Genomic DNA, 14,873 nt, shown 5'->3' with positions numbered 1-14,873 from the left:
GCCGGTTCACCCCTCGCCCATGCCGACCGTTTTCACGCGACCGCGCCGAACGCCCCAAATCCAAATGCCCAAATTCCAATGCCCAAGCACAAAAAAGGGCGCAAACTTGCGCCCTTCCTTAAATCATGCGTCAGCGGGCTCCGGAGCGGTTTCCGGCTCAGGGACCTCGTCCTTGCCCTTCAACGCCCCAGCCCCCATTCGCTCGGCTGTCGCCGAGAGATGTCGCATGGACTGCAGATGCAAGTAGATCAATTCCAGATCGTCGGTCCTGGCCAGTTCGGCCAACTGCTCGCCGGACAATGCCTTTAGGCGGTCGCGGCTCACAGCCAGAAAACCGGACAGCATCAGCATCTTGCCGTCGCGCAGGGTGAAACGCGCCTGCATGGCCTCAAAAAGGTTGAGGTCGTTCAGCCGCTTGGTCAGCGCCTGGGTCCGCTGAAACTGCACCTGATAGGCCTGCAGGAAACCGAGTACGTTCTGCATGTAGAGAGTGCGCTCGCCATCGCCGTCGAACAGACGTTCGCCGCGACCCTTGCGGTTGCAGCCATCAAATTTCTCATCCACACACAGCGTAAAGTTCGCGCCGTCGTCGGTGCTCGAAAAGACAAAAGGATAGCGGCGAAGAAAGGCGGGCACATAGCGCCCTCCCCATGATCCGTCATCGTTGACGAAAAGGTTCTCGCCATCACGCACACCAAGCAGAACGACCGGAATTATGCTCTCGCCCTGGCCGGCAAAAACCACGGAGTATTCGGCCGCGGCGCTGGCGAACTCGGCTGCCATCAAGGGCACCGAATTGACATCTCTTGCAAAGGAAAAATTGTTGCCCGTCTTGACAGACAGATTCCCGTGGCTTTGGCGTGATACCGGTACCGCCCGCTCGTAAATCAAAAGTTGCTTTGCCATGCCCACCCAAACCCAAACGCATGCGGATCGGGCACCCCCGCCCAATGCGCATCCAACGAAATTTCGCTAAACCCTAATTTAGGATTAGACCATGGTTTCCCTAAGGGCAATATCTTTTGTTAGGGATTTGTTCATAGGAACGAGATGGTCTGAGTGGTCGCCATGTCTTTTAATATAGGCGGTGTTGAGACCCAGGCATTGAGTTGACTTACATTCATCCTTGTAAGGGCACTGGTAGAAGCCATTCCTGGCGAATTCGTCCCAAAACGCAGGGTCGATAAACAGCTGGGGCTGATCGTTAACCAGGAGTGAAGAATCGTCGCCTAGCAGGCATTCCGGAAAGTTCTTGATCTCCACCGAACGACCAAGGGACCGCGCCATCGCCGCAGCTTCCTTGAGATATGGCAACACGTCCAGATGGTTGGCGGCCAACCGTTTTTCGTCGGTTTCGGTCATCGGCCAATACAGCCAGAATTCCATCTGGGTGAGCCGCTTGAGATGCGCCAGCCTTTCGACCACGGCAGGCAGCAGCCGATAGCTGGCCTCGGTTACGACGGTGTTGGTGATCGTCGCGACATCAGGGTATTCGTCGAGGATTTCCAGCCCCCGCAACGTCTTGTCGAACGAGCCCTTGACCGTGGTTATCTTATCGTGGCTGAGCGCATCGCTCCCGGCCACGCTAACGAAAAACTCATCGACGCCGGCTTCGACGAGGCTCTCACTGTACGCCCGACGGCCAAGATGCATGCCATGGGTCTGAATGCGGACATGGTTGAACCCCGCGGCTCGGGCCTGCCGGGCCAGATCCGGAAGATCGCGCCGGAGCGTGATCTCGGAACCTGTAAGAATGAGACCAGTCCACTGTCGCGTGCGACTGTTGTGGGCAAGAAGCTCATGGAAGCTCTCGTCGCTTTCGGGCACAAGCCGATCCATCGTGCCCTCGATCATGCAATGCACGCATTTGAGGTTGCAGCGGAACTCCATCGTCAGCGAGACGTATTTGCTGTGATCGTAGATCGCCATCAATTGCCCACGGGAAGCTACACAACGCCATAATAGGCGCTCTTGAGGATTTCCAACTTGCCGTCGATCATACGGTAATCGATGCCGACATCATAGAGCATGTGGTCGAGCTGGTGTTTGTGTGCCTGGAGGAAAGCCTTGATCGTGTAGGGATAGCCCAATTTATCGACAAACCAGATCAACTGGTCGATTCGGATTCGGGAGAAATAGATGCCGTCATTGTATTTTTTGTTGGCAACCACGATGATCCCACAGTCGCATAATTCGGGCCACAGGATCGATGAAACGTCCAGGCCGTCAAGGTCGAGATGTGCCGAAGCCGCCACCTTGCCAACGATGTCTTCCCAATCATCCTTGGCATCGAAGAAATAATACAGATTGTCAAATCGAAGTCCGGATGCGGTGAGCTGATAACAAAGGCCAGACGAAACCACACTGCTCGGATTGCCGAGATAGACGCTGATTTCCTCGATAGCGCGCTGTCGTTCGCCCAACGCCGCATCGAGATCAAGTGAAAACATGAAGTATGGTCGTTTCGGCGACAAAGCGAGCCTTGACGGTGCGTAGGTCGCGAGGGCTCCAAGCACACGCTCGATCGAGACATCTCGCTCCAGCCGCTCGTAATCGTAGAAGTAGAGCTCCCAGCTGAAGTCAGCTCCTTTCTGCTTGACGCCCCAGACGGTCCGGAACGGACCGATCTCGCTGCGCACCGCACGGACCATCTCGCCCAGCAGGGGCGGCGCGCCAAGCGCCTCGAAAGACTGCCACAACAACGTCGATGAGCGGAGCTTGCCAGTCGTCGCGGCGACGGGCTTGTAGGGCCAAAGGCAATAGTCGAACTGCGTGTCCTCAGGTTGCGCCCAGTCGAAAAGATCAGCCACGCTCCGCGCCTTTCCGCGCGGACGCGCCAAAATAAAGCGTCGCGAAGTCCCGACCATTGCGCCCGAGGCCGCCGGACAGGTGGCCGAGCGGCTCGCCGGCAATGCGCGAAAGCCACCGATCAAGTTTATCGGCCTCAATATCGTAGGCGCTTGCCAGACGCCTGACTGCGTCCTCAACAGAGGCCACCTGGATCCCGGCGGAATAGAAATTGATGTCGAAGGAGTGCCGTGGCGATCCATCTTCCTGCACTTCCATGAAGAAGATCCGGTCCTCCGGGCAATGATGGCGCGCAACCTCGATCATCTCGAAGGCCGCGTCCACCGAAGGGAAGAAGCCGCTATTGGAGCGCAGGCCTACAAGCCGCTGCCCGATGGCTTCGACGCCGCGCGCTTCGGCCGGCCAAAGATATCGCGATACCCTGGCGGATCCTGGCTCTTCCGGACGCCATTTGACGGCGATGTGGACCAATTCAGTCGCCACTTTCGCCCCCTTGGCCAGACCGCGCCTAACTCTTCCGGAGAACTCCACATAGATCTTGTAGAGCCCAACCTTACCACCCTCATAGCCGAAATGGACGATCTCTGCCTCGCCAAGATGCTGGCACAGCATGTCGAGCATGTCTTCCGGCAGTGACAGCTTGCGGGCGATCTGCCTCAGTCCTGCCTTGGCGTCGCGTCCAAGTGAATCCTTGTGCACGATCGCGAGGAACCGATCCTCGTTGATGTCGCTGTCGCCAAGCTTGGCCGACCGCTCGAGCCCGAACGGACAGTTCAGGCTTTCGATCAACGAGAGCATGAGCCGCCCTTGCGCCTCTATCGGAATCCTCTTCGGATCACCGGCCTGCGCGAAACGATCCTGCCGCTGCTGGATCGCCAGAACGGCGTCGTCGGCCAGCTTGTTCACGGAAGCCCGGCCATCCAGGATGATGTCGGCGGCGGGCCGCACCCGGTCGCGTTGCTCGGTATAGGTGCCGGCGATGAACCCCGTGTAGTGCGCCAGATAGGACTCCAGCCAGTTGACGAAGGCCGGAGCTTCATCGGGTGCCGCGTTAGCCCTTGCTGCTGCTTCACTGATCTTGCGGGCGAGCGCGATATCCGGCGGCGTGTCGACCCAGATCAGCGTGTCGATCAGTTCGCCCGTGGCGCCGTGTGCTCGACCAAGCAGTGTGTCGAGCAGGACGCATTTTGGACGTGGCGTCGACTCGGCAAGCCGAACCATCTCCCGGACCAGGGGCTCCAGCGCGATCTCGTTGTAATCCGAGCCGCGTTCAATCCAATCCCTTATCCTGGCCGGCGGAGACGCGGTGATCGTCTCGTACTCGTCATAGTGCAGCGCAGGCACGCCAAGTCGATCCTGCAACGCTTTCGTCAGCGACGTCTTGCCGCTGCCGGGATGGCCCGATATCGCAACGATGGGCGCGCGGTTCATTGCCATTTTTTTCTCGCGGTGATGAGGGCAAAAGGCATCTCGATCCCGATGGATCGCACAGTGATATCGATGAAGCTGAGTTTGTCGAGTTGACCAGCATAAAAATCCGGACTGCGGAAAAACGGCAGGAAAACGAGGTTGGCGACCATTGAATAGGGAAGCCGCGCACCCCTGAGTTCAATCGGCATGCGCTCGAAGATCACAATCCGACCGCCCGGAGCGAGGGCCTGAGCGGCCTTGCCGATGAAGGCGGCTGCATCTTCCTGCGGCCAGTCATGCAGAACGGACTTGAAACTGATGACGTCATGATCCGCCGGCAAGGGATCGTTCCGAAGGTCGCCTTCCAAGAAGGCGATCCGCCCCGCCTGCGGCGACCCGGAGACATGCCTGCGGCCTAATTCGCACACGACGGGCAGGTCGAACACCGTCGCCCTAATCGCCTGATTGCGCTCGCAAATCTGGCGGACGAATTCGCCGCTGTTGCCGCCGATATCCATGATTTGTCGATGTTCTGCGAGGACGAGTCGGTCGAGACAGGACGGCGCTTCGTACCGGGTAAGTATCGTGGTGTAGTTAACCCATTGCGCCGTGGCGGCCAGATTTTCCGGGGTCACCACCATGCAGCGGTCGTATCGGAAGAGTTCGAACACCCGCGCGCGCGCCATGAACTGGGGTATATCCGAAAGCAGTTCGGCGAAAAGGCCATGTATGTCGGGAGCGACCAGATTTGCGAACCAGAGCTTCGCTTCAAGAAGATCGCGACAGGCCAGCGCGGCACGGAATTGAGGTGTGAGGCCAATCGTTTCATGGCCACGCGTGACCTCGTTGCCGACGAGCAGATCTAGAAAAAGGTGGAATGCAGCCTCGGGCATTTTGCCAAGCAGGAAGATTTCGTCTTTGGCAACGAACTCCTCAACCAAAAGCCTGTCGATGATCCCAAGCGAAAAGGCCAACGCCAGCGCGCGTGCCTCGATCTCGGTCTCAATGAACCGGTCGACTTGTCTGATGGAATCCGCCCCGCTCATGTGTGGCCTGCCTTGTTGCCGCTGCCTCGACATCCTTGCCGAAGTCCATTGTGGCATATTCGACACACCGTATGGCTAGTGTAACAAATCCTGCCAATACAACGGCCAATTTTTTGACACATTTCAGAATCGCGTGTTAGTCGCAATACAGTACTTTATCGGGGGCGCCGTCATGATCCGCAGTCTATTTGCCGCATCGTTGTCGCTCGCTGCGCTCCTATCGACCGCGTCTCTCGCTTCCGCCGCCGATCAGGTCGTCGCGGCACAGGAAGTAACTGGCCCGTCATGGACGGGCTTCTACATTGGAGTCCATGGCGGCGGCGCATTCGGCAACATGGGCTATGACCAGCTTCCGGTGCCGCCGGGCGACACATCACTCAGCTATCGCTTCGGCGCCGAGAATTTTGCCTATGGCGTGCATGGCGGGTTCGACTACCAGTTCAGCAACCGCTGGGTGGCCGGATTCGAACTCGACTACACGCAGATCAACTCCGACTATTCGCCTTTCGAATCCGGAGGCCACGGCACACTGGTCAAGGCCAATTCGATCTATTCGGTTTCTGGTCGCGCGGGTTATCTCGTGACGCCCCAGACGCTGGTGTATGGCAGGCTTGGTTATGGCGGCATCAAACTTGAAGCCGAGGAAGGATTTTTCGACACCGCCAGCAAAACGGTTGGCGCGGTCGAACTCGGGGTTGGCGCCGAAACCTTCCTGTATGGCAACCTCACGGGACGGATCGAGGCGAACTATTTTCAAGGGTTCAACAAGTTCACTCTCGATGCTGATGGAGAGTCGTTCGAGCCCCATTATTTGCTCGTGACCGCCGGCCTTGCCTATCGCTTCAATGCGCAGAACGGATCCGCCTATTCGGCGGAGGCTGCACCGGACATGAAGTGGAGCGGCTTCTATGCCGGTCTCGACGGCTCCTACAATTTCGGCGTCATGCACCTCGATGTCGATGTTCCAGGTGCAACGGTTGGGCCCTATGGGGCGCAAACCTTCGGCGGCGGCGGTTTCGCCGGCTACAATTTCCTGCTCGGCTCGTCCTATCTGCTTGGCGTCGAGGCCGGGGCCGAATATCTTGATGCACGCTTCAAGGATCCTACGCAAAACTCTCTCGACCCGGACGGTCCGACCTTGTTCGGCACGGTTAAGGCCTCGCTGTCGCTGACGGCTCGCGCCGGCTATTTCGCCACTCCGTCGACGCTTGTTTATGCCAAGGGCGGCTTTGCCGGTCTGTTGACCGACGCCAATGACGAATTCTTTGGCCTCGACGGTGGGGGCAGCAAAATGCTGTCGGCCTACCAGGTTGGCGCCGGCATCGAATCGGCTTTGACCGACAAGCTCAGCCTGCGTGTAGAAGGTGTGTACACCAAGGCCTTCACAGGCCTGACTGTCGCCAACAGCCAACTTGACCAGAACGAACTCAAGCCTTCCCTGCTGACTGGCAAAATCGGACTCGCCTATCACTTCTAGCGTGGGCTGTGCCAATATGTATTCCGAAGGCGGATTAACCTTGCCGCCTCGCTCTCGCCGCATGCTGCGAAGACCGCTTCCGGTCTAATGCCATTTGAACTATTGTCCGCCCCAGGGCGCGCCGGCGAAAAATGGCCGGCGCCTTCTCGGGGTGAGCATCGACAAACGGCATTGCATCTAAAATCGCGGTTTCGACCGGGATCAGAAAACGATGACAGGCGTGGGAGAACACATGGCAAAGGCAGCAGCATCGGCAAAGGCAGGAAAATCGGCGGCATCTGCCGACGATAATGGCAAGCCCCGCAAAGGCGTTGAATGGTTGGAAGGGCAGATGTCGACGCACTTTGCCAATGTGGTCAACGTTCAAGGGACCAGGGAACAGGTCGATCTGTTCTTCGGCACCAACCGCACCTGGAACGTGGAGGAAGGCAGCTCCGTTTCCGTCGAATTGTCCAACCGCATAATTTTGACGCCCTTGGCGGCCAAGCGGCTCTGGACGGTTCTTGGCGGCGTGCTGCGCGAACACGAATCCCGTTACGGGCCTCTCAACGTCGATTAGGGACCGACCAATGGCCAAGGTCACGCACAGCGACGATACGGGCACCATCGAGGATGGTTCGGCCAGTTCGCTGACGCTGCTTGCGCCCGCCCTTTGGAAACGACTGTCGGACGCGACGACATCGGAAGACCTCGCGACGGCGTGGTTGGCGCTGCAATGCAGCATGATACCAGGCGCGACCAAGGCCATCGTACGGACCGAAACACCAACCGGATACCGCCTGCTGTCGGCATGGCCAGAGGCGAACGATGAACCCGCTGATCTGCTGACGACAATCGACCTCGCTCGCTCCGAGCGCCGTGCCGTGGCCCGTGGCACCGCCATCGATTCAACCGCCAGACCGTCGGTTGCCTTCCCGATCCTGCTTGACGACATCGTTGTCGCCGTGGTGGCGGTCGCCATCAACGTCGCCAAGCCGGCGCAGGCAAAAGAAGCGATGCGGGCCGCCATTCGCCAGATCCAGTGGGGCTCGGCATGGCTGCGCGATCATCTGCGCAGCCAGAGGGCGACCACCAACGTGCGTCAACTCGATCGGTCTCGCGCCACGCTCGACCTGATCGCGTCGATTCTCGACCATCAGCGGTTCGGGTCCGCGACCATGGCGGCCGCCACCGAGCTGGCAATCCGTTTCGATTGCGCCCGCGTCAGCATCGGTTTCATCAATCGTGGATCGGCCAAAGTCGCAGCGATTTCGCATACGGCCCAGTTCGGCCGCCAGATGGGGCTGGTGCGGGCGATCGGTGCGGCCATGGACGAGGCCATCGACCAGCGTTGCTCCATTCTCTATCCGATCGGCATTGACGAACCGATCGCGACCCACGCCCACAGCGAAGTCGCCCGGCTGCAACATGACGGCCAAGTCCTTACCGTGCCCATGTTCGTCGTCGATGCCTTTGTCGGCGCCGTAACCTTTGAGCGCCGGCGCGGCCACGTCTTCGAGCCGGAGATCGTGCAGATTCTCGATATGATCTCGACGGCCATCGGGCCAATCCTCAATGAGAAACGGATGAACGACCGCTGGCTGATCTTGAAGGCCGCGGAATCGCTTTGGGAGCAGGTCAAGCGACTTCTCGGTCCAGGTTACACCGGACGCAAGCTTTCGGCTATCGCCGTAGTCGCGGCAGGCATTTTCGGCTACTTCGCCACCGACACCTATCGCGTCAATGCCGATGCGCAGATCGAAGGGTCCGTTCGCCGGGCAATCATCTCCTCCTATGACGGGTTTATTCAGGAGGCAAAGGCGCGGGCCGGCGATCTGGTGAAGTCCGGCGACGAACTGGCCACGCTTGAAGACCGTGAACTTGCTCTGGAGCGGCTGCGCTGGGCGACGCAGCGGCAGCAATACAGTTTTGAATACGACAAGGCGCTGGCGACGCGCCAACCTGCAACCATCAATGTCGTGAAGAGCCAGATCGATCAGGCAGACGCGCAGCTCAAGCTGATCGACGAACAGATCGCCCGCACAAGAATCGTGGCGCCATTCGACGGTCTTGTCGTCTCCGGTGATCTCAGCCAACGCATTGGTGGCTCTGTTACCCGCGGCGAACTGCTGTACGAGATTGCGCCGCTGACCGACTATCGCGTGGTGATGCAAGTCGACGAACGGGAAATCGCCGATGTCAGCGAGGGCCAAAGTGGCGAGGTGATCTTCGCGTCGCTACCAGAGGAGCATTTCGATCTGACGGTCGACAAGATCACACCGGTGGCTCAGGCCAAGGACGGCAAGAACCTGTTCCAGGTGGAGGGCAGCCTCACCCATGTCTCGCCAAGGTTGAGACCAGGGATGATCGGTGTCGCCAAGATAGCGATCGACCAGCGCCGGCTAGTCTCGATCTGGCTGAGGCCGGCGCTTGAGTGGTGGCGCCTAGCCAGCTGGCGTTGGATGCCGTGACGTGGCAAAGTCGCTCTTCAGTTCCTCATGGTATCGTGTCGCCGAGCTGAAGCTCAAACTTCGCAGACATGCCCAAATCCATCGGCAGCAATTTCGTGGTGAAACCTGGTATGTCTTGCAGGATCACCAGACAGGCCGCTTTCACCGGCTGTCGTCATCATCCAACCTCATGATTTCGTTGATGGACGGCAGACGCACACTGCATGAAATCTGGGATCTCGTGGGGCGGCGCGCCGGCGACGATCCACCGACGCAGGACGAGGCCATTCACCTGCTTGCCGAACTGCACGCCTCCGATCTCCTGCAGGGCGAACTGCCGCCCGACTTCGGGGAACTGAGCGACCGGTCTGCCAAGCAGGCGCGAAACGATGTGATGAACAAATTGCGCAACCCGATGGCTTTGCGCTTGCCGCTGTTCGATCCCGACCGGTGGCTGGATCTCACAATGCCGCTGGTTCGGCCGCTGTTCACCATCTATGGTTTGCTTGCATGGTTGGCTTTAGTTGGAAGTGGCATTGTTCTGGCGGTGATGAACTGGTCAGAACTGAGTTCTGATGCGTCCGATCGCCTACTCAGCGCCGGCAATGTCGCATTGATCATCGCCATCTATCCGCTGGTAAAAACGTTCCATGAAGCAGGCCACGCCTATGCCACGAAAGCCTGGGGCGGAGCGGTTCACGAAGTTGGCCTGATGCTGCTCATTTTTGTGCCGGCACCTTATGTCGATGCCACATCGTCGACGGCGTTTCGGGAGAAATGGCGCCGCATGGTGGTCAGCAGTGCCGGCATCATGGTCGAGTTCTCGCTTGCCGCTGCCGCCATGATCTTCTGGGCCAATGCCGAACCCGGTCTGGCGAGGGCCGCGGCCTTCAACATTATGGTCATTGGAGGCGTTTCAACGCTTTTCTTCAACGGCAATCCCCTGCTGCGCTTTGATGGCTACTACATATTCGCCGACCTGATTGAGGTCCCCAATCTGGGCACACGCGCCAACCGCTACTTCTGGTATCTGGTCCAGCACTACATCCTGGGAATAACCAACATCGACAATCCGGCGTCGGCGCCGGGCGAGCGCAAATGGCTGTTCGGTTACGCGGTCCTATCTTTCTGCTATCGCATCGCGCTCAGCCTCACGATTGCCCTTCTGGTGGCCAGCAAACTTTTCTTCATCGGTGTCTTGCTTGCCCTGTTCACAGTGTTCGGCACCATGGTGATGCCGGTGTTCAAGGGCGCCAAATTCTTGTTCACCACACCGCGCCTGCAGGGCCAGCGTGGACGCGCAATCGCGTTGACCGGTGTCGGTCTCGCGGCACTTGCCATCCTGGTCATCTTCATACCGATGCCGTATGGGACGGTGGCGCAAGGCGTGGTGTGGATACCGGATCGCGCCGAGGTTCGGGCGGACACGGCAGGTATTGTCACCGAGATTCTGAGCAAGCCGGATACAATCGTTTCAGCCGGAACGCCGCTCCTGAGGCTTGAAGACCCCGGCATCAGCGGTCGCGTGGCGCTGATCGAAGCGCAAAGACACGAATTGCAACTGCGCTATGAGGCTGTTCGATTTTCCGACCGCGTCGAGGCCGATGTCGTACTTGAGCAGATAAAGAATATGGATGGCGTGCTCGCCTCGGTGAGACAGCGACGCGACGGACTTGTAATAAACGCGCATGAGGCCGGGCGGTTCATTTTGCCAAAGGCAACCAACCTCCCCGGCAGATTCCTTAATCAGGGCGATCTCGTCGGATATGTCGTTTCATCGGCAACACCACAATTACGCGTCATCGTACCGCAAAGCGAGGTTGATCTCGTCCGAGCACGCACTAGCGGTGTCGAGGTGCGTTACGCAGGCGAAACCGGGAAGCCGGTTCGAGCCCATGTTAGCCGGGAGGTTCCGGCGGCTCAGTACGACCTGCCAAGCCTGGCTCTGTCGGTCGAAGGTGGCGGGACCGTCGCCATGCGGTCGGGAAATGACTCCAACGGCAAACCTCGTGCGCTGGAAGGGCTCTTTGTCTTCGACGTTTCTCCTGACCAGCCCGGACAGCATCTGTTGCTCGGCAGCCGCGTTTTCGTGCGCTTCGATCATGGCAGGGAGCCCTTGATCTGGCGTTGGGTACGCACAGTGCGCCAGACATTCCTGAGCCGCTTCAATGTCTGACGCCGTTTCGACAAGGCTGCCTTTGCCGGTTCTCTATGCCGAGCGAGAGGTTGCTCGCAAAGCCCCACTTGAAGAGCTCGCTTCGGGGCTGCTGGCCTATGCGGTGGTCGCCGGCTCCGGCCGCCGTTCGCGCAGGCTGGCAAACATCGTTCCGAGGGTCAACGCGTTCGACACTGAATTTCGAGCGCTGTCGGACGATGCTCTGCGGCTCCGTGCCAGGCAGGCCTCCATGTCGCTGCGGCGCCGTCGAGGCTTTCCTGAGGATTCAGTGGCGGAATGCTTCGCGGTCATCCGTGAGCTTTCCGACCGCTTGAGCGGCCGACGGCACTACCCCGTACAGCTGATAGGCGCTTATGCAATGATCCGAGGATACCTCGCCGAGATGGCCACCGGCGAAGGCAAGACATTGACCGCGGCGTTGGCCGCCGGCACGGCAGCGCTGGCCGGCATGCCGGTGCATGTTGTCACGGTCAATGATTATCTGGCCACGCGCGACGCCGAACTCACCAAGCCTATTTACGATGCGCTCGGCCTTTCGGTTGGTGTCGTCATTGGCGGCCAATCCCTGCAGGAGCGACAGGCAGCCTATCGCGCCGATATCACCTATTGCACCAACAAGGAACTCGCTTTCGACTATCTGCGCGACCGCATTATCCTGGGGCAACGCGCCGGAAATTTGAGGTTGAAAATCGAGGGATTGCAGGATGCGACGCCGCGCTCGACGAGGCTGCGCCTGCGCGGACTGCATTTTGCCATCGTTGACGAGGCGGACAGCGTCCTGGTCGACGAAGCACGGACACCTCTCGTCATTTCAGGTGAAGCCAAGGGTGAGATTTCCGCCAACGCCGCGCGCGAGGCGCTTGAACTCGCCGCCGCCCTGCAACCAGGCAGCGATTACCTGCTGTTGAGCGAACAAAAACGCGTGGTGCTGACCGACGTCGGTCGCGAACGGATCGCGGATTTTGCCGAAGCGCATGGCAAGGAGTGGCGGGGCGTCATCGTTCGCGAGGAATTCGCTCGCCAGGCCCTGTCTGCGCTTCATCTCTTTCATCGCGGCGAGGAGTATCTTGTGCGTGACGGCAAGGTGCAGATCATCGACCAGCATACGGGCCGCTTGATGCCCGACCGTGCCTGGACCGATGGACTGCACCAGATGATAGAGGTCAAGGAGCGCTGCAAGCCGTCGGCGCGGCGCACGACCATAGCCCGCATGACCTACCAGCGGTTCTTTCGGCGCTACACTCATCTTTCGGGCATGACCGGAACAGCGCGGCAGGTCGCACGGGAATTCTGGACCGTCTACCGGCTTCCAGTCGTAACGATCCCAACGCATCGGCCGCGACAACGAAAAAACCTGATCGATCGCGTGCTCGCCGATGAGGAGGCCAAATGGCGGCTCGCGGTTGAACTGATAGCAGATCTCCATGCGCGAGGGGTGCCAGTCCTGGTCGGCACCGGCTCGGTGGCTTGCTCGATGGTTGCCAGCGAGCATCTTGCCAATGCCGGCCTGCCGCACCTTGTTCTCAGCGCGGCGCAGGACAGCACAGAAGCCGCCGTCGTTGCCCAGGCCGGCGAACTCGGTCGCATCACGGTTGCCACCAACATGGCGGGGCGCGGCACCGACATCCATCTTGCCGAAGGGGTCGAGAACCTCGGCGGGTTGCACGTCATCATGATGGAACGCCACGAGGCGCGGCGCATCGACGATCAACTCGCGGGCCGCAGCGGCAGACAAGGCCAGCCGGGCTGCTTCCAGGCAATCCTGTCCCTCGACGACCCTCTCGTCGATTTCGCCGCCAGCCGTACATTCAAGAATCTGTGTCTTGCCCTTGGTCCGGTGCTGGGCGAAGGCCCGTCGCGCTGGCTGCTGCGGCACGCACAGCGCAGGGCCGAACGTGTCCATGCGGGCATGCGAAAGGACCTGCTGGCTTCCGATGAAAAGCAAAGTCGCACATTGGCCTTTTCGGGTCGACCAGAGTGAACCAATGAATTTAACAGTCCCAGTTGCAGCCGCCTTTATCTGTATCGCCAGCACGGCCACGTACGCTGGGGACACGACGTTTGATTGCCTTGCTCAGCCTGCGCAGCGCGTGCAGATCGGTACTCCGGTGACCGGGCTGTTGGCATCTGTCGATGTTGGCCGTGGCGCGCTTGTCATGCCTGGCGATATCGTGGCCCGACTGGAATCGACTGTTGAGCAGGCAAACGTTGCGCTAGCAAAGGCGCAGGCGGAGGCCGACGAAGCGGTACAAGCGCAGCAGACGCGGCTGACGCTCGCGGAGGCAGATCTGGGCAGATCACAAAAACTCGTGAATTCGGGCTCGGTTGCGACTTCGAAAGTCGAGGAGTTGCAGGCCAATGTCGAGATCGCCAAGCGAGACCTGGACACCGAGAAGCGAAAGATTCTGTTGGCCCAGATCGAGCTTCAGCGCCAGCAGACGTTGCTTGATCGGCAAAGCATTCGCAGTCCCATCAAGGGATTTGTCGCCGAACAAACCCTGCGTGCCGGCGAATTTGTCCGCCAGGACAGTCCTATCATGACGATCGTGCAGATCGACCCGCTTTATATCGAGGCTTATGTGCCTGTCAGTCTTTGGGGAAAGATCATCGTCGGCACTCGCGGCTCGATCATTCTCAACCAGCCTGACCAGCAGCGGCGAAGCGCTGCCGTCACAGTGGTAGACAAGGTCTTCGATGCCGCCAGTGGCACTTTCGGCGTAAGGTTGGAACTTCCCAATCCCGATGATCAGATTCCGGCGGGACAGAGATGTCAGGTGGACTTTAACGTGACCTCACAGGCGTCCGTCTCGCCGTGATGTTCACGCGGCGCCTCTGTTCGAGCATCGGTGTCGGGAAGGCTTGCAAGAAATTTGCATCCGCCCCTTCCACCCGTGCCGCAGAATTGTTCGACGACCTTCGTGAACGCCTTCAAACCTGCCTACAACGTCTCTGCTTGACAGCAATCCGCACCATCGAATCGGATGACCCATGTCCCATGAGCAGACGCAATTCGGGTTGAGGCGCGATCCAGAAAGTTCAAAAAGCTTCCAGGAACCCCAGGCGATTTGGCCGTATCGAACTGCCACCACGTCGTAGAATGGCAGGCGGCAAGGCTTGATTGACTGATTGTCGCCGCCGGCAAATCTTGACCGGAAGGCGCTATTGTCGGCGTGTTTTGGTTAGCGAATCGTTCAAGGCACTGGAAATGAGCCAATCGCAGGTCCCAGCAGCACCGCCCGGATGGCTGCCGGACGCGTGGCTCCGCAACGCACGGCTGGTGTCCGGCCTCGTGCTGATGGCCTTCGTGACGCTGCATTTCCTGAACCATGCGTTGCTCCTGATCTCGCTTGAAGCAGCGGATAAGGGGCGCGCNGTGTTCCTGCTGATCTGGCGCAACCCGGCCGGCACGCTGCTCCTCTACGGCGCGGTCGCCACGCATCTCGTTCTGTCGCTGCTGGCGCTCTACCAACGCCGCACGCTGGCCATGCCGGTGCGAGAGTGGGCACAGATACTGCTCGGCCTCGCCA

General features: G+C 59.5%; 11 protein-coding genes. 6 read left to right on the top strand and 5 right to left on the bottom strand.

Features of this window, described 5'->3' with window-relative positions:
• Positions 1–123 precede the first annotated feature (123 nt).
• The 5 genes from A3A9_RS0133480 to A3A9_RS0133460 all read right to left on the bottom strand — a co-directional run bounded on the left by A3A9_RS0133480 (position 124) and on the right by A3A9_RS0133460 (position 5,264).
• A complete protein-coding gene (locus A3A9_RS0133480; RefSeq protein ID WP_027062474.1) occupies positions 124–906 on the bottom strand; it encodes a SapC family protein in 783 nt (260 codons plus the stop codon).
• 84 nt (positions 907–990) lie between these two features.
• Positions 991–1,929 carry a radical SAM protein gene (locus tag A3A9_RS40190; protein WP_051371400.1) on the bottom strand — a complete coding sequence of 313 codons (939 nt, stop codon included), beginning with the start codon at positions 1,927–1,929 and terminating at the stop codon, positions 991–993.
• 17 nt (positions 1,930–1,946) lie between these two features.
• On the bottom strand, positions 1,947–2,810 hold the full coding sequence (locus A3A9_RS0133470) for a hypothetical protein (protein WP_027062473.1): 864 nt from the start codon (positions 2,808–2,810) through the stop codon (positions 1,947–1,949).
• On the bottom strand, positions 2,803–4,245 hold the full coding sequence (locus A3A9_RS41990) for a hypothetical protein (protein WP_152536238.1): 1,443 nt from the start codon (positions 4,243–4,245) through the stop codon (positions 2,803–2,805). Before A3A9_RS41990 ends, A3A9_RS0133470 begins: the two co-directional genes overlap by 8 nt.
• Entirely contained in the window at positions 4,236–5,264 is a 1,029-nt protein-coding gene (locus tag A3A9_RS0133460; protein WP_027062471.1) for a methyltransferase, read from the bottom strand. Before A3A9_RS0133460 ends, A3A9_RS41990 begins: the two co-directional genes overlap by 10 nt.
• A 172-nt stretch (positions 5,265–5,436) precedes the next feature.
• Between A3A9_RS0133460 and A3A9_RS0133455 the strand changes: the two genes are divergently transcribed.
• The 6 genes from A3A9_RS0133455 to A3A9_RS0133430 all read left to right on the top strand — a co-directional run bounded on the left by A3A9_RS0133455 (position 5,437) and on the right by A3A9_RS0133430 (position 14,162).
• Positions 5,437–6,741, top strand: a complete 1,305-nt coding sequence (locus A3A9_RS0133455) for an outer membrane protein (protein WP_027062470.1) — start codon at positions 5,437–5,439, stop codon at positions 6,739–6,741.
• 232 nt (positions 6,742–6,973) lie between these two features.
• Positions 6,974–7,300 carry a DUF3467 domain-containing protein gene (locus tag A3A9_RS0133450; protein ID WP_027062469.1) on the top strand — a complete coding sequence of 109 codons (327 nt, stop codon included), beginning with the start codon at positions 6,974–6,976 and terminating at the stop codon, positions 7,298–7,300.
• A 10-nt stretch (positions 7,301–7,310) separates the two neighbouring features.
• On the top strand, positions 7,311–9,191 hold the full coding sequence (locus A3A9_RS0133445) for an efflux RND transporter periplasmic adaptor subunit (protein ID WP_051371399.1): 1,881 nt from the start codon (positions 7,311–7,313) through the stop codon (positions 9,189–9,191).
• Between the two features lies 1 nt (position 9,192).
• On the top strand, positions 9,193–11,346 hold the full coding sequence (locus A3A9_RS0133440; RefSeq protein WP_027062467.1) for a peptidase M50: 2,154 nt from the start codon (positions 9,193–9,195) through the stop codon (positions 11,344–11,346).
• Positions 11,339–13,327: a preprotein translocase subunit SecA gene (locus A3A9_RS0133435; RefSeq protein ID WP_027062466.1), complete on the top strand. Its 1,989-nt coding sequence runs from the start codon at positions 11,339–11,341 to the stop codon at positions 13,325–13,327. Before A3A9_RS0133440 ends, A3A9_RS0133435 begins: the two co-directional genes overlap by 8 nt.
• A 4-nt stretch (positions 13,328–13,331) precedes the next feature.
• A complete protein-coding gene (locus tag A3A9_RS0133430; RefSeq protein WP_027062465.1) occupies positions 13,332–14,162 on the top strand; it encodes an efflux RND transporter periplasmic adaptor subunit in 831 nt (276 codons plus the stop codon).
• Positions 14,163–14,873: the final 711 nt, after the last annotated feature.

Origin of the sequence: Mesorhizobium loti CJ3sym, from assembly GCF_000472785.1 — a bacterium.
Classification (GTDB): Bacteria; Pseudomonadota; Alphaproteobacteria; order Rhizobiales; family Rhizobiaceae; genus Mesorhizobium; species Mesorhizobium loti_E.
Note: the sequence above shows the minus strand (reverse complement) of the source record. Positions and strands in the feature narration are given on the sequence as shown.

What these genes read in the sequence shown, in the direction of transcription:
- A3A9_RS0133480 (WP_027062474.1), bottom strand. Translation starts at nt 906, where the DNA reads ATGGCAAAGCAACTTTTGATTTACGAGCGGGCGGTACCGGTATCACGC.
- A3A9_RS40190 (WP_051371400.1), bottom strand. Translation starts at nt 1,929, where the DNA reads ATGGCGATCTACGATCACAGCAAATACGTCTCGCTGACGATGGAGTTC.
- A3A9_RS41990 (WP_152536238.1), bottom strand. Translation starts at nt 4,245, where the DNA reads ATGGCAATGAACCGCGCGCCCATCGTTGCGATATCGGGCCATCCCGGC.
- A3A9_RS0133460 (WP_027062471.1), bottom strand. Translation starts at nt 5,264, where the DNA reads ATGAGCGGGGCGGATTCCATCAGACAAGTCGACCGGTTCATTGAGACC.
- A3A9_RS0133455 (WP_027062470.1), top strand. Translation starts at nt 5,437, where the DNA reads ATGATCCGCAGTCTATTTGCCGCATCGTTGTCGCTCGCTGCGCTCCTA.
- A3A9_RS0133450 (WP_027062469.1), top strand. Translation starts at nt 6,974, where the DNA reads ATGGCAAAGGCAGCAGCATCGGCAAAGGCAGGAAAATCGGCGGCATCT.
- A3A9_RS0133445 (WP_051371399.1), top strand. Translation starts at nt 7,311, where the DNA reads ATGGCCAAGGTCACGCACAGCGACGATACGGGCACCATCGAGGATGGT.
- A3A9_RS0133435 (WP_027062466.1), top strand. Translation starts at nt 11,339, where the DNA reads ATGTCTGACGCCGTTTCGACAAGGCTGCCTTTGCCGGTTCTCTATGCC.
- A3A9_RS0133430 (WP_027062465.1), top strand. Translation starts at nt 13,332, where the DNA reads ATGAATTTAACAGTCCCAGTTGCAGCCGCCTTTATCTGTATCGCCAGC.